Origin of the sequence: Okeania sp. SIO2F5, from assembly GCF_010692685.1 — a bacterium.
Taxonomy (GTDB): Bacteria; Cyanobacteriota; Cyanobacteriia; order Cyanobacteriales; family Microcoleaceae; genus Okeania; species Okeania hirsuta.
Genome location: NZ_JAAHGU010000053.1, coordinates 1 through 15188, shown reverse-complemented (window position 1 = coordinate 15188; position 15188 = coordinate 1). Strand labels below are relative to the sequence as shown.

Sequence of the window (15188 nt, the reverse complement as noted above, 5' to 3'; positions counted from 1 at the left end):
ATGCAAGACTACCTTTATTTTTAGTTATAGCAGTCGAAGGAAAGGTGAAGACAAATCAAAAGCTTAAAACTTAAACAATATAAATATAAGATTCTTCCTTCTTGCTTCTTCCTTTTTCCTTCTTGCTTCTTCCTTCTTTACTCAGAAATTTGGAGTTCATATAAATTCCAAAAACCTCCGGAAAGTTCAGTATATTGAATTCCTTTAATCCGATTTCGTATAGCTTCAAATTCTAGAGGATTGACCATATATATAAAAGGTAATTCCTCAGCAATAATTTGCTGTGCTTGACCATAAATTTCTTTTCGTTTTTCTTCATCTAGCACTTGAGACGCTCTAATATAAAGGTCGTCTATTTCTTGTTCCCAATCATTAATTTTCCAACCTTCTATGTTGTCTTCTCCAGGTTGAGGTCCTTGATTAAAAGTGTGTAATCTACCATTGACAGACCAAATATTATAACCACCATGAGGTTCAATACTTCCTCCGATAAAACCTCCTAGATAAGCTTCCCAATCTCTGGATAAAGATAGTCTTTCTACATAAGTATTGAAACTAAGAAACTGCATATTTACTTTAATACCTATTTTGGCTAAATCTTGATTAATTTGTGTTGCCATTTGTTCTCTAACTTTCCGACCCGCACTTGATAATAAATTGAATTCTACTCTATTATCTTCACTGTCTAATAATTCACCATTTTGATTATATTTAAAGCCAGCACTCAGTAAAAGTTCTTTGGCTTTTTCTGGGTTATAGTTGTAAATTTTTAAGCCTTCTTCAGGAGAGAAATAAAAAGGACTGGTGACTGGAATTGGTGAATATTGGGGCGCACCTAATCCACGGTATATATTATTGGTCATTGCTTCCCTATTAATTCCATAGGCGATCGCTTGACGAAAAGTTTTATTATTAAACCATCGAGATTTAAAGGGTTTGACAAATGGTTGACCTTGAGCATTCTTTGCCTCATTCAAATTAAAAGAAATAAAGCTAGAAGCAGATGTAGGACCGCCATTATAAATAGTATATTTGCCTCGTTTTTCTTCTCGTTTTAACAGAGGATACATTTCTGCTGCTACTTGAATTGTATCTAGTTCTCCAGAACGAAAATTTAATAGTTGGTTATCTGTGTTTTCGATGACTTGCCAGACAATATTTTCAATATAAGGCAGGTTATTTCCCCGATCATCTTTGCGCCAGTAAAATGGATTTTTTTCTAAAATAATTCGTTGATTTGGAGTATAACTTTTGATGCGATACATACCATTACCAACAATTTCTGTGACTGGGGTATCAGTTCCCCATTTTGTGAGATAGTTTAATTCTCCTTCCGAGTTAGTAGTACGAACTGATTCTTTTAAAACATGAGCAGGTAGAATAGGTAATCCTCCGGCATATCTGACAAAAGGAGCAAAAGGTTCGGGGGTAGAAAATTCTACACGGAGATTATCGATTTTTTTTACTGTTGGTAAAGCACCACTTTGACCGATTCTGAGAATATCTTTAAAGCTGCTAGGAATTTTATCATTGAGATATATTTCGTTATAGGAAAATACCACATCATCAACAGTTAAAGGTTCTCCATCTGACCACTTCAAATTTTCTTGTAAAGTAATAACTATTGTTTGTCCGTCTTCGGAAACTTCCCAAGATTCAGCTAATGCTGGTTCTAATTCTCCTGTTACACCATTTTCAATAATTAAGCCGTCATAAATATAACCAAAAACACTATATGCTGACTGATTTAATGGATAGTTAAAAGTAGAAGCATCGCTTGGTGTGGAAACTACCAGACGAGATTGATAATTTGATGGTGCTGGTCTACAAGAACTCAGGAAAAATATTAAAATAACTGTGCATAAAATTGCTAATTTACGATAGTTATTTTTTGGGGTATTAAAGTTAATCATCTTGAGGTAATTTATATATCTCTGTAACTAGATAATACCAAATTAAACAAAAATATTTCTGTTGTGAGCAAATAAATTTATTTATAAGTATTTAACTAGGTATGATATAATTTCCAGAGATATTTTATCAAAATAATTGGGTCGCTCAACCCCGCCTTTTAAGGGGAAACGTTTTTGGAATTTTGCTCTAATCCCCTTTACAAAAACAACTTCTTATTTCTGACTTCTAACTTCTGACTTCGTTAACCATCCACACCCAAACTAACTTTTTGCAGTCTTTCGCAATGTCTCTGAAGGCAACTCCCCAAACATAGTTTTGTAATCTTGAGTAAAATGACATGGACTGTAAAACCCAAATTCACTGGCGAGGATGCTTATAGTACAATTTTCGGGTTCGCTTGCTTTCAGGTGTTGTCGCACTGCATTCAGTCGTCGCACCTTGAGATAGCGCATCGGACTCACGCCAAATAAGTCTTTAAAACCAAAAGATAACGCACGACTGCTACACCCTAAATTTTCAGCTAGTTGTTTTAAAGTCAGAGGTGTTTCCAAGTGTGCTAACATTTTTTGCTCTGCTTGGGCAATCAACTGTTCTCTTCGGGAAGGTTTGAGAAAAGACTTAGAATTTAACTTGATGGGAATCTGACTAATTAACAAAGGAACGAAATCATCAGTAATGAGTTTCTCGATGTGAGGGTTGTGAAACCAAGTCGGTTTGTGTACTGCTAACCAAAATAGTTGTTTCAGGTAATCTTTAATTTCATTCATCCCTGTTGGGAGCAAATTTATATGATTTTTACTTCGGAAATTATCGTCTAGATCGTGGCGTTGTAGTTGGTTTGCATAAGCATGAAAAGTTTTAATAGGGATTAAAATATTTGTCATCGTTCCACCTTGAGGAAATATAAGGTCTGCTTCCCTATTATCGAAACCAAAAAGAGTCCTTTGAGGTTGGAGAGGATAACGCATGGAGTAACATTCCTTTTCATTCTCAGACCAAACTATCGCAATACATATGTGTTGCTTTCTAGGAGCACCAAAAGATTGAACTCCTTGGTTCACCTGATGAGATACGAAATATAAGTTACCAAGCTGAATTGACAAAAAACTACCTTGAAGAGAACCAGGAGTAAGTTGTATTACTTCATGCTTACCATAAAACTCTTTGAAATACTCCACATCTGTAAATGATTTGGAGATAATCTTCGGATTGGTTATCCCAGGAGCATCTTGAGCTTGGGCTATTTTACTATTGTTTGTATCCATAAATCAACTTACTTTTACATCACTCCATCAAAAAAAATAATCAAATTAGCTATAAGTAAAACTAATATCAACTTCAACTTAGTTATTTAATTTGTATAACTGAGAAAGTTTCAATTTTTGATTATCCACAGAGATAAATTACCACTAAAGTAACTTTAGAAATCTTCGGATTACTCCGTTGTGCTACGGAGTGGGTATAGCCCATCCTAATTCGATAGATCAATTCAAGGGTGTTCAACTGATAAAGTTCCGATCGCTTGCTTGGAACTCTAAAGTCCATCTCACGGAATAACCAATCGCCATTAAACTTCTTTCATTGCAGCTTTTGGTTCCTGTTTAACTAGCTATCAGCAAAGCTTACTGAAGTGCTGAAAGCTTTTTAATAAATTAAGTGTGAGATAAATTTTTGAAGCTACATAAATAATTAATTAAGGAGATCATTTTTGTGATTCGTTCCATGAAAATGGGTGTCGCTATGGCGATGTCCCTATTGCTTGTGGTGTCAGGGATTTTGCCTTGGTTCCCGGCAGCCCCGGCTTTGGCCACTACAGAAAAACCCAACATTTTAGTCATCATGGGCGATGACATTGGCTGGACTAATATCAGTGCCTATGAAAAAGGCATTGTGGGTTACGACACTCCTAATATTGATAGGATTGCCGAAGAAGGTATGCTGTTCACCGACTACTACGCCGAACAAAGCTGTACTGCAGGTAGGGCGGCATTTATCACCGGACAAAATGGTCTGCGAACTGGCTTACTAAAAGTCGGTTTCCCTGGAGCGCCCTTTGGTATTCAGGACGAAGATCCGACCTTAGCAGAAATGTTGAAGTCTCAGGGCTATGTATCAGGACAGTTTGGTAAAAACCACCTTGGAGATTTGAACAAGTTTCTGCCAACCGTCCATGGTTTTGACGAATTTTTTGGCAACCTCTATCACCTAAATGCGGAAGAAGAGCCAGAAAACGTAGACTATCCAGGCGGGCCAGATGGCTTATTTGCCAAGGGCATCGGCCCTCGCGGGGTTCTCGACTGCAAGGCATCAGATGATTATATCACAGAGCCGATTTTGGATGAGAATGGAGCGCCGCTTCCTAATGGACCGCTCAAGAAACTAGAAAGCCGACGCTTTGAAGAATTGGGCTATCAGTCTTGCAAAGATACTGGTCCACTGAACATTGAACGGATGAAGACGATTGATCGTGAATTTCTCAATCGTACCAAGGAGTTCATCACCACCGCTGCTACCAACAATAAACCCTTCTTCACTTGGTTCAATCCCAGCCGGATGCACTTATATACCCATATTGATGATGATGTAGAGGGAATTAGTGGCCAGGGCTTCTACGGCGATGGAATGTTAGAGCATGATGGTCATGTGGGAGAGTTGCTAGAGCTGCTGGACAATCTAGACATTGCAGATAATACCATTGTTATCTACACCACTGACAACGGCCCCCATTATAATATGTGGCCTGATGCTGGTTTGAGTCCCTTCCGAGGTGAGAAGAACACCAACTGGGAAGCTGGTTATCGCGTTCCGACTTTGGTACGTTGGCCTGGTCATATTCCTGCGGAAACTGTTTCTCACGAAATTTTCTCTCACTTGGACTGGGTACCAACGCTGATGGCAGCAGCAGGTGTAGATGACCTGAAAAAAATCTTGAAAGAGGATTGTCCTGAGGATGGATCGACTAATTTATGTGGAACTTATCTAGATGGGTATAATCAACTTCCTTACTTGACAAATCCTGAAAGTGAACATGGGCGACGTCGAGAATTCATCTACTTCAATGATGAAGCTCAACTACCAGGGGTTCGCGTTGGGGATTGGAAAGTAGTATTCCTAGAACAACGAGCGCACTATTCCGATGTTTGGCGGGAGCCATTTGTGAAGTTGCGTCTACCTAAGCTATTTAACTTACGTCGCGATCCTTATGAACGAGCAGATACAGATTCCAATAATTACAACGATTGGTGGACTCGCCGGAATTATTTGTTGCTGCCAGCGTTTGGCATTGTCCAGAAATACCTGGGTACTTTTGAACAATATCCTCCCAGTCAGGCTCCCTTTAGCTCCGATCTTGACAAGATTATTGATGAAATCATTGATGAGATTAGCGTGAGCGTGGGTGACTAGCTCTGAACCTGGTCATCTGTAGGGTGGGTGTTACCAAAAAACGACGTCTAAAGCCTCCCCTTTTAAGGGGATGAAAAAGCGGTCGTTAGCGGAGCTTCCCGAAGGGTGGGATGGCGAGGTTTCCTCGCCATATCCAATCGACCAAGAGAAATCTTTAATTCAGTCTTTCAAGCCTCCGAGTTTAGTCGGAGGTTCACTCTCTACTGATAACTGATAACTGATAACTGAAATTACCCACCCTCATAGAATTATTGCCCTGGAAAACTCTTGCATCTCTAATTCAGCCAAGGCTGTAGAGTCCCGATCGCTAGCTCGGAACTCTACAGCCCATCCCAAGGCCAGATTGTGTTTTGGGATGTGGCCTGAGATGCGTGTTAACCCCTTTTCTGAGGTTTTATCTATGTTTTTCAACGGTTTTTTGAACCGAATTTTGAGAGGTGTCGTAGTGTTTGCGATGACCACCTCTCTCCTATTGGGGACTATCGCTCCCCCTGTCTTGGCACAAACTGCTGACGGTACGGTGCTACCCTTCCCTCCCGTACCTTCCGCGAGTACCGCCAATGAGACTCTAGAAGAGTCCGAGATGATCCGACGGGAAGAACCTAACTATCTACCCGATGATGCCCCCAATATCTTGGTTATTCTCCTGGATGATGTGGGATTTGGGCAGGCTGAAGCATTTGGTGGTAATATCCATGCTCCCACCATTAAACGCCTGTGGGATGAAGGAATTGCCTACAATACCTTCCATACCACTGCCATCTGCTCTCCCACTCGTGCAGCCCTTTTGACTGGGCGCAATCACCACCGAGCCCACTCCGGCACTACTACAGAACTATCAACAGATTGGGATGGTTACTTGGGCGTCATTCCCAAAACTACGGCAACACTGCCGGAAGTATTGCGGGAATATGGTTACAATACGGCAGCCTTTGGTAAATGGCACAACACGCCAGCAAATGAAACCACCAAAATGGGACCGTTTGATCGCTGGCCAACCGGACATGGCTTTGACTATTTCTACGGCTTTCTCGCTGGAGAAACCTCCCAGTATGAGCCACGGCTGTTTGAAAATACAAACCCTATCGAACCCCCCCACTACTTCGACGAAGAGGAAACACAGCCTTATCACTTGAGTGAAGATTTGGCAAATCAGGCGGTTACTTGGCTGCGCCAGCGTCAAGCTTATACCCCCGACAAACCCTTCTTTCTCTACTGGGCTCCCGGTGCCGCCCACGGTCCCCATCACATCTTCAACCATTTAGCTGATGAATATAAAGGTAAGTTTGACGATGGCTGGGATGCCTTGCGTGAGGACACATTTGAGCGCCAGAAAGGTATGGACGAGTGGCTTCCGATAGCAGACGATGCCGTCGATACCCCTCGACCAGAAGAGATGGAGGCTTGGACTGAAATTCCAGAAGATCAAAAGGAGTTCCAAATCCGCTTGATGGAGCTTTACGCTGCCTTTGTAGAAGATGTGGATACCCAAGCCGGCAAGATCGTTGACGAACTGGAAGCCGAAGGCATTCGAGACAACACCCTAATCTTTTACATTTGGGGCGACAACGGTGCCAGTGCTGAAGGCCAAAAGGGTAGCATCAGCGAACTGCTCGCCCCGAACAATATTGTCAAGACCGTAGACGAACAACTCCAAGCTCTCGAGAAGTATTTTTGCACTGAAACTGACACAGATTGTGATGGTCTTGCTGCCTTGGGAACAGCGGAAACGGAAAATATGTACAATGCAGCTTGGGCTTGGGCTGGAAATGCACCGTTTCCCTATACTAAGCTGGTTGCCTCTCACTTCGGCGGTACTCGAAATCCCTTGGTGATATCTTGGCCTAAAGGGATTGACGACGAGAAGTACACCTCCAACGTCCGTTCCCAGTTCCATCACGTCAACGATATCGCCCCCACCATTTACGATATCTTGGAAATTACTCCACCGGAAGAGTTCTATGGCTTTATCCAAGATCCGATTGATGGTGTCAGCATGAAATACACCTTCGAGGCTCCGGATGCTCCCGACAAGAAGAAAATTCAGTATTTTGAGAATATGGGAAGTCGTGGTATCTATTTCGATGGCTGGTTTGCCGGAGCGTTAGGCCCTAATAGACCATGGAGTACTGACGATGTAAATCTACAAGATTGGGATTCTCGCGAGGATGTGTGGGAGTTATACGACTTAACGACAGACTTCACGCAGGAGAACGATCTCGCAGCCGAAGAGCCAGATATTCTGGAGATGATGAAGGAACTATTCTTGCAAGAAGCAGAAGCAAATAAGGTCTTTCCCATTGGCGGCGGTCTCTGGATTAGCATTAGTCCCAAAGACCGGATCGCGAGTCCCTACAGTAAGTGGATCTTTGATAAAAACACAACTCGTATGCCCGAATTCACTGCACCAGGCCTAGGTCGTGAGAGCAACGTGGTTACGATCGATGTCGATCTGGGTGAAAATGCTTCCGGCGTTCTCTATGCTTTGGGAGGTTCCGGTGGCGGTGTGAGCTTGTTTATGGACCAGGGAATTCTCAAGTATGAGTACAATATGCTGCTTATAGAACGTTATAAGGCTGCATCAGATGCACCGATCGATCCTGGTCATCACACCATTAAAGTATACACAAACATCGAGAGTCCCACTTCACCTGGTGAAGTGGTTATAGAAGTGGATGGTTCAGAAGTCGGTCGAACCAAGATCGAACAAGTCGTCGGGTCAGCCTTCACTGCCAGTGAAACCTTCGATGTCGGCAGGGATCTGGGGGCTCCGGTTTCCCTAGACTATGCCGATGAAGTTCCTTTTGAGTTCGACGGAACTATCAACAAGGTTGAAGTCAAATTGGCCTCGGAAATTGAACCCCTCCCAATTTTCCCAACTTCGGAAGAGGAGCCAATCCAAGCTTCGGAAGATATGAGTAATGAAGACTTCTGGGACATAATCATTCAGCAGCTTGAGAAACATTATTCAAGCAAATAGCGATCGCTATTCGATATTCAGAGTGTAGGTTGGGTTTATCCTGCGGATAAGCTGCGCTTTTCATGTCGCGTAGCGAAACGTTCCTCAACCCAATCTACGGTGTTAACTCAACATCCGGGCTATAGTTAGCCCGGAGATTTCCCTCTTGATCATGTTCCCTTGAATTAATTAGGCTCGTAGTTGGGCTTTAGCCCAGATACATATTTAGCGGGCTAAAGCCCAACTACAAACAAAACGGTATGATATAAATAATAATTCTATGACTCAAATGATGAATAATTCTCAAAATTATATTCAAAAACTCCTAATTGTTCTCAGTGTTTTTATTCTTGCCATTACTATTTTTAGTCCGAATGCGTTTGCCGCACCCTCTTCAACTTGTCCCGAAAATATGGAATTCATTCCCGGAGGAGAATTCAAAATGGGATCGGAGCAACCAGAATTTATCGAAGAATTACCTGTTGAAGATGTTAGTGTCAGTTCATTTTGCATTGACTCCCACGAAATTACCAACGCCGAATTTACCAAATTTGTTGAAGATACAGGTTACGTTACTGTAGCCGAACGTCCCCTATCAAAAGAACAATTTCCTGACTTATCCGATGAACAGCGATCGCCTGGTTCTCTTGTTTTTGAACCTCCCGCAGAAGGCATTCAACAAGTCGCTTATCTGAGTTGGTGGCATTGGGTTGTGGGGGCAAACTGGCAACATCCCTACGGCCCCGATAGCAATATTAAAGGGAAAGAAAAACATCCGGTTGTTCATATTGCCTACGAAGATGCTTTAGCTTACGCCAAGTGGGCAGGAAAACAACTTCCCACTGAAGCTCAATGGGAATATGCTGCCAGAGGTGGTTTAAAAGAATCTACTTACACCTGGGGTAAAGAATATTCTGCTAAAAAAGCCAACACCTGGCAAGGATTTTTTCCCTTTCTCAATACGAAAGCAGATGGCTACTTGGGAACTGCTCCCGTTGGTTCGTTCTCAGCCAATGGTTACGGTTTGTATGACATGACAGGTAACGTTTGGGAATGGACTGCCGACTGGTATCGGGTTGAACGCAAGAACATGGCTCATAGCGTTAACCCAGAAGGTCCTAGACAAGCGGAAAGTTTTGACCCCCAAAAACCTGGTGAGGGTGCGGTACACGTCATTAAAGGTGGTTCTCACCTCTGTGCTAAAAATTATTGTAGTCGCTATAGACCTGCTGCCAGAGAGTCTCAAGCGCCTGATACAGGAACAACCCATATTGGTTTTCGTTTAATTACACCTTTCTTATAGCTAATAGTTATAAACCTACTGCAGATAAACGTTGCAGAGATATGCTTGCTGCTTGAGATACTTGAGGATGACTATCTTTTTCTAAATATTTCAAGGCAGATATACTCTTAGGAGTAGGCATATTTCCTAAAGCTTCTGCTAAACGTTGGCGAATTAACCAATCTTCGGAAAGGGCAAATTTGAGAATATGCTCCACTGCTTCTAAGTCTCCAATTTCTCCTAAAGCCGCGATCGCTGCTTGTTGTATCACCATCTCCTGATTATCTAAAGCTTCTATCAATAAATTATGGGCGCGTGGATCTTTCAGGTTTCCCAGAGAAACTGCCGCACTGAAACGTACTAACCAACTGGTATCTTCATAAAATGCTCTCGCTAAGGGTTCAAAAGCTCTAATATCCTCTAGATAACCTAACGCCCCCGCCGCATCAGCGCGAATGCCATAATCTGCATCTTTTTCTAACAATTCTACTAAAATTGAGTAGCATTCCTCTGTCTGTTTTATACCCAGGGCAAATACTGCCATGGAGCGTACTGGTAAATTTGGATCATTCAATACTTTTTTAATCAAAGGTACTGCCTCAGTAGCAGATACTTCTCTTAGATGGGCCAGGGCAAGGAGGCGATCGCGAGAATTTTCACTATCTAATTGGACAGATATTTGCTCTAAACTCATATTTTGCATATTTGGCCTTTATTTGTAAAACTTTACATTTATCTTATATTATAGTTATTGACACCCTCCTGAAGCTGCTCTATGAGACAGCGCGGCATTCCCTCACATTGCTGGTAGGGGCTTTCTGTTGCCTCTTGACAGAGGAGCTGCGTTAACATAGTACCCGCCTTCCGGGATTTACTCCCTTCGGGTCTTACAGTGGCTCCACAGTACGTCGCCAATCCGACGGCTCCCCTAGAAACTGCGAGTCCTGCAGCCTTCTTGGTGGGCGTTCCCTTGGGTCTATCGTACCCCGCGGGTTCCCATCCGCAAAATATTTATCGAAGCGTTTATGTCCCTGTCATGGTGACTACCACACTCTGGACAATTCCACTCTCTAATACTTAGAGGTAGTTTTTCCACTACATGACCACAATTAGAACAACGCTTAGAACTGGGAAAATATCGGTCAACTTTGATTAATTAACGACCGTACCATTCTGCTTTGTATTCTAATTGCCTAACTAATTCTCCCCAGTTGGCATAATTACCCACCCCTCTTGCTCCCCTCCCGGGAAGGGATGGGGGTGGGTTGTGATTTTTAACCATGTTTTTTACTGCCAAATCTTCAACTACTATCGTTTGGTATCTTTTGATGAGTCGGGTTGTCAGTTTATTGGTATAGTCAAGCCTTGAATCTTTAATTTTTGCGTGTATCCTAGCTACTTTAAGCCTGGCTTTTTGATAATCATTTGACCCAGTAGATTCTTTTAATTACTCTTATTATTCATAATATTCTTTTGGGTGCATCTCAATTTTGAATAAAGCCAAAAATTTATCGCTTTTAGGGAACACCGGATATGGGATCTGGGTTCTGGGAATATATAGAAAAAAAGTATTTTTGCTTGCTATGAGATGCACCCATTCTTTTTTCACGCTTGGTCTAATAGTAAAAGATAACAGAGGAAAGACAGAAAGCATAGGAAAATATAATTATTATCCAGAAAAGAGAGAATAGGTATGGAGGGAACAGGTTTATTGTAAACTGCAAATCTACTACTTATTAATCAATCAATTTATTAAATACTTCTTGATTTCTAATATCGTCAAAGTCTGGTTCATTTTTTGCCATTTCCTGACATCTACTAGCATTGAGACTAATTGCTTTTTTCAAGGTTTTTAAGCCTGCTTCAACTTCACCTTTCAACACACAACAACGAGCCTTATTATACCAAGCACTAAAAAAGTCAGGTTTAATTTTTGCTGCATTATCATAACAAGCGATCGCCTCTCCATAAATACCTAACTTCATCAAAGCAACTCCTCGATTATTCCACGCATCGCTATAATTATTTTTAATAGCAATTGCCTGATTATAAGACTTAACTGCCTCTTGATATTTTTGAATTTTTGCTAAACAAACACCACGATTATTCCAGGCATCAGCATAATCAGCTTTAACTTTAATTGCTTGTTCAAAAGAATTAATTGCCTCTTGATAATGCTGCAATTCTATTAAAGAAACACCACGATTATTCCAGGCATCAGCATAATCAGCACGAATTTGTAAAGCTCTATCATAAGAAGCGATCGCCTCATCATACATTTTTAATCTTGTCAATACCACCCCTCGATTATTCCAAGTATCTGCCATTTCAGGATGAATTTTCAAGGCTTGATTGTAAGAATAAATAGCTTCTTTGAGTCTACCTGCAAAGAAAAATTTATCTGCTTGTTTAGCATAATCATTTGCCATCATTAACGGTTCAGAATTATCAGTTTTAGCAGCAGAATATTGAATCAATGTATCCTTTTGCAGTTGTTCTATTTTTTCGTCGGCTTGTTGACTTTGTTGTTGCAGTTCATCTAATATTATTTGAGCTTCATTGACGATTTCTTTTAACTGAGATATTGTGTCATATTTAAAACTTTCAATTTCTTGCTCTGTAATAAAAATTTTGTTAGATAATTTTGTCTGAAGAAACCAAATCCAAATGGCAGCAGAAGTGGGAAATAAAGTCAGCAAAATCAAAAAAATACTGAGCAATGATGTGGCATGACGAAATGTATAATCTACTTCTTCTCGCACGCGACTACGAATTTCTTCTTTCAGTTGAAAATTTTCTACTTTTTCCTGATTTTGAGCTAGTAAACTCTCAATTTGATGAGTTGCAAAATTTTGATTTTCTGGGAATACAGATAATAACGTTAAATCATTTTTTTGTTGGTGATTATCGTTAATTTTATCCTTTTTACCTTGACTATACGCAGAATTTCCACTAATAGAAAATATTAGGGTTATAATTAAAATATAAATTGACTTTGGTAAGCCTTTATTGAGGTTTTTTAACATCTGCTTGTGGCAAAACTCTACCATGTTATATATAGCAAACTTTTTGAAATTTGGTATTATGTCATGTCCGGTTGAACAGTTATAAATAAACGACGAAGGAGTCAGTCTTCAGGAGTCATAAGGAAATAAAGAAGAAGAAAGAGAAGGAGAAAGTTTTTTGATCACTAATTATCCGGACATGATATGAGGACAGATCGACAACTTAAAACTCAGACAACGTTATTTCAGTTATCAGTTATCAGTCATCAGTTCTCAGTTGTAAGATTTTTACTTCTTCCTTCTACCTTGAAGAAGGAGTCAGGAGTCAGGAGTCAGGAGTCAGGAGGGAAAATTGCATGGGGATAGTCTTCGACAAGCCGCTCCGCGTCTACGCTCCCCCAAACAATTTTGAGCACCGTGTAGACGGTGGGGTATTAAACCCATAAGGGAAATGATAAACTAATAATATTTCTATCTATAGCATTAGACATCTCCTCCAAATGAGGGAGTAGGGAGTAGAGGGAAAGATCAGTTATCAGTTATTAGTTATCAGATTTTTACTTCTTCCTTCTACCTTGAAGAAGGAGTCAGGAGTCAGGAGTCAGGAGTCAGGAGGGAAAATTGCATGGGAATTCGCTCCCCCAAACAATTTTGAGCACCGTGTAGACGGTGGGGTATTAAACCCATAAGGGAAATGATAAACTAATAATATTTTTATCTATAGCATTAGACATCTCCTCCAAAAGAGGGAATAGGGAATAGGGAATAGGGAACCCACCCCTAACCCCTCCTGGGAGGGGAATAATTGATAATTTCTGTACTATAATTGATTTGATTTTTGATTTTTGGAGATGTCTATTATAGAAATAGCAAATTTTTGACTTTTGACTTTTAATTTTTGATTTTTGATTTTTGAATTAAAAATGTCTGAATGGATTGAAATTGGTAGAATTGTTGCTCCTCAAGGTTTGAGAGGAGAGTTGCGAGTATATCCTAACTCTGACTTTCCAGAAAGATTCTTAGAACCAGGAAAAAGATGGTTATTACAACCAGGTCAGGTAGACCCCCAAGATATTGAGTTACTGGGTGGTCGTTATCTTCCTGGTAAAGATTTATATGTGATACAGTTGGGAGGGATTGAAAATCGCGAACAAGCTGAAGCATTACGCAATAGTCATTTGTTCATTCAGCGAGGCGATCGCCCCCAACTAGCAGAGGATGAATTTTATCTACCAGACTTAATTGGTTTGACAGTTATTAATCAATTAAATGGGGAAATTATTGGTAAAGTTGTGAGTATGATTTCAGCAGGAAATGATTTATTAGAGGTAGAAAAAATATCTACAGATACTCCGATTATTTCTGAAACTATTACTCAAGATAAACCACCACAAGAAAGTGGGAGAAGTAGGCGTAAAAAACATCAGAAAAAACCGAAGTCTTCTCCTCCTCAAAATCTATTAATTCCTTTTGTCAAAGAAATTGTTCCTGTAGTTAATTTTGAAAAAGGTGTTATTGAAATTACTCCTCCATTAGGTTTAATTGACTTATAAAAAATGGGTGCATCTCAATTTTGATTGAAGAAGGAGACAGGAGACAGGAGACAGGAGACAGGAGGAAAATTACATGGGGATTCTAACCCCAAGTAGTTTTGAACACCCTGTAGACGGTGGGGTATTAAACCCACAAAGAAAATGATAAAGCCAAAAAATTATCGCTTTTAGGCAACAGGCAACAGGCAACAGGGAATATATAGAAAAAAAGTATTTTTGCTTGCTATGAGATGCTCCCTAAAAAATTACATCAACTGAAATTCTTTAATAGCAGGTAAAAAGTTTTTATTTTCATGGCTTGGGCGACTAAGTTTAATCAGAACAAATCTTTGTAGTGGAGTTAGATTTTTCCATTTTTCTAATTTAATTTCAACCCCTGTTTCTTGAGCTTTAATTTGAACAGCATCCGGAATTTTTGTGTCATCCATCCAAGCTGGATTTAGTTCTATAGATAATTCTTTAGCAGGAGTATCTGTATGTTGAATTACTAACTCATATAGCCACTCTCGATAATTTTTAATTTCTTCTGGTGTAGTGCAAGATTTATCTACTAGCTCTTGACGAATTAAATGATTAAATTGATGCCAGTGAGATAATTTTAATTTAACTCCGCAGGTATCTAATTTATAACGGACTATCATGGGAATACATCGTAGAGATTCTACAAAGTCTTGCTCAAATTCAAAATAATTATTCATCATATTTTCTTGATTTTTCAGTTTTATATAATGTCTGGTAAAACAGTTATGATTAGGCTCGTAGTTTTGCTCTATTCCTAATATTTAGGGTTTGCTGAAAAAGTATTTTAGTAGGGGTAGGAGACAGGAGATAACCCACCCCCAACCCCTCCCAGGAGGGGAAGACAGGAGACAGGATAAATGGGAATTTAGAGGAAGTAGGAGTAAGAATTGTAAGAGTGATTTTTCTGCCCAACTATGCGCCTAAAATACTAACTTTTTGAGCGTTTTAGACTGAAACAGGCGCACTTTTTTCATTCCAAAAAAGGCACTTGTCTTTATATGTCAATGCTTTTATATTTAATCAGCAAGCCCTATTTAGCCCTAATATTA

The 15188-nt window shown here is 40.2% G+C and carries 14 protein-coding genes; 5 read left to right on the top strand and 9 right to left on the bottom strand.

The genetic code is table 11. The annotated features are described in order from the left end of the window. Window positions 1-137: 137 nt before the first annotated feature. The 3 genes from F6K27_RS17455 to F6K27_RS17445 all read right to left on the bottom strand — a co-directional run bounded on the left by F6K27_RS17455 (window position 138) and on the right by F6K27_RS17445 (window position 3459). On the bottom strand, window positions 138-1913 hold the full coding sequence (locus F6K27_RS17455) for an ABC transporter substrate-binding protein (RefSeq protein WP_287275500.1): 1776 nt from the start codon (window positions 1911-1913) through the stop codon (window positions 138-140). A gap of 261 nt (window positions 1914-2174) precedes the next feature. Further along, entirely contained in the window at window positions 2175-3179 is a 1005-nt protein-coding gene (locus F6K27_RS17450) for an AraC family transcriptional regulator (protein WP_287275502.1), read from the bottom strand. Window positions 3180-3300: 121 nt separating this feature from the next. Further along, window positions 3301-3459: a hypothetical protein gene (locus F6K27_RS17445; protein ID WP_287275504.1), complete on the bottom strand. Its 159-nt coding sequence runs from the start codon at window positions 3457-3459 to the stop codon at window positions 3301-3303. 165 nt (window positions 3460-3624) lie between these two features. Between F6K27_RS17445 and F6K27_RS17440 the strand changes: the two genes are divergently transcribed. Further along, complete coding sequence (locus F6K27_RS17440) at window positions 3625-5319, top strand: arylsulfatase (protein ID WP_287275506.1); 1695 nt, start codon at window positions 3625-3627, stop codon at window positions 5317-5319. A gap of 240 nt (window positions 5320-5559) precedes the next feature. Here the strand turns inward: F6K27_RS17440 and F6K27_RS17435 are convergent, their stop codons facing one another. Next, the gene (locus tag F6K27_RS17435; protein WP_287275507.1) at window positions 5560-5730 is read right to left on the bottom strand and encodes a hypothetical protein; all 171 of its coding nucleotides are present in this window, start codon (window positions 5728-5730) and stop codon (window positions 5560-5562) included. Here F6K27_RS17435 and F6K27_RS17430 point away from each other — a divergent pair. After that, window positions 5720-8299: an arylsulfatase gene (locus F6K27_RS17430; protein WP_287275508.1), complete on the top strand. Its 2580-nt coding sequence runs from the start codon at window positions 5720-5722 to the stop codon at window positions 8297-8299. The genes F6K27_RS17435 and F6K27_RS17430 overlap by 11 nt on opposite strands. Window positions 8300-8558: 259 nt before the next feature. Next, the gene (locus F6K27_RS17425) at window positions 8559-9581 is read left to right on the top strand and encodes a formylglycine-generating enzyme family protein (RefSeq protein ID WP_287275510.1); all 1023 of its coding nucleotides are present in this window, start codon (window positions 8559-8561) and stop codon (window positions 9579-9581) included. Window positions 9582-9588: 7 nt separating this feature from the next. On the opposite strand, the gene F6K27_RS17420 is transcribed toward F6K27_RS17425, so the two are convergent. The 4 genes from F6K27_RS17420 to F6K27_RS17410 all read right to left on the bottom strand — a co-directional run bounded on the left by F6K27_RS17420 (window position 9589) and on the right by F6K27_RS17410 (window position 12610). After that, on the bottom strand, window positions 9589-10263 hold the full coding sequence (locus tag F6K27_RS17420; RefSeq protein ID WP_287275511.1) for a HEAT repeat domain-containing protein: 675 nt from the start codon (window positions 10261-10263) through the stop codon (window positions 9589-9591). 273 nt (window positions 10264-10536) lie between these two features. Further along, entirely contained in the window at window positions 10537-10656 is a 120-nt protein-coding gene (locus F6K27_RS33720) for a zinc ribbon domain-containing protein (RefSeq protein ID WP_375339658.1), read from the bottom strand. Window positions 10657-10716: 60 nt separating this feature from the next. Further along, a complete protein-coding gene (locus tag F6K27_RS33715; RefSeq protein ID WP_375340854.1) occupies window positions 10717-10938 on the bottom strand; it encodes an IS200/IS605 family accessory protein TnpB-related protein in 222 nt (73 codons plus the stop codon). A gap of 358 nt (window positions 10939-11296) precedes the next feature. Next, entirely contained in the window at window positions 11297-12610 is a 1314-nt protein-coding gene (locus tag F6K27_RS17410) for a tetratricopeptide repeat protein (RefSeq protein WP_287300900.1), read from the bottom strand. Between the two features lie 159 nt (window positions 12611-12769). On the opposite strand from F6K27_RS17410, the gene F6K27_RS17405 reads away from it, so the two are divergent. Beyond that, window positions 12770-12931: a hypothetical protein gene (locus F6K27_RS17405; RefSeq protein ID WP_287275517.1), complete on the top strand. Its 162-nt coding sequence runs from the start codon at window positions 12770-12772 to the stop codon at window positions 12929-12931. Window positions 12932-13488: 557 nt separating this feature from the next. Beyond that, window positions 13489-14118 carry a ribosome maturation factor RimM gene (gene rimM, locus F6K27_RS17400; RefSeq protein ID WP_287275518.1) on the top strand — a complete coding sequence of 210 codons (630 nt, stop codon included), beginning with the start codon at window positions 13489-13491 and terminating at the stop codon, window positions 14116-14118. 245 nt (window positions 14119-14363) lie between these two features. Here rimM and F6K27_RS17395 read toward each other — a convergent pair whose 3' ends face one another. Next, complete coding sequence (locus F6K27_RS17395; protein ID WP_287275547.1) at window positions 14364-14816, bottom strand: nitrate reductase associated protein; 453 nt, start codon at window positions 14814-14816, stop codon at window positions 14364-14366. Between the last annotated feature and the right edge of the window lie 372 nt (window positions 14817-15188).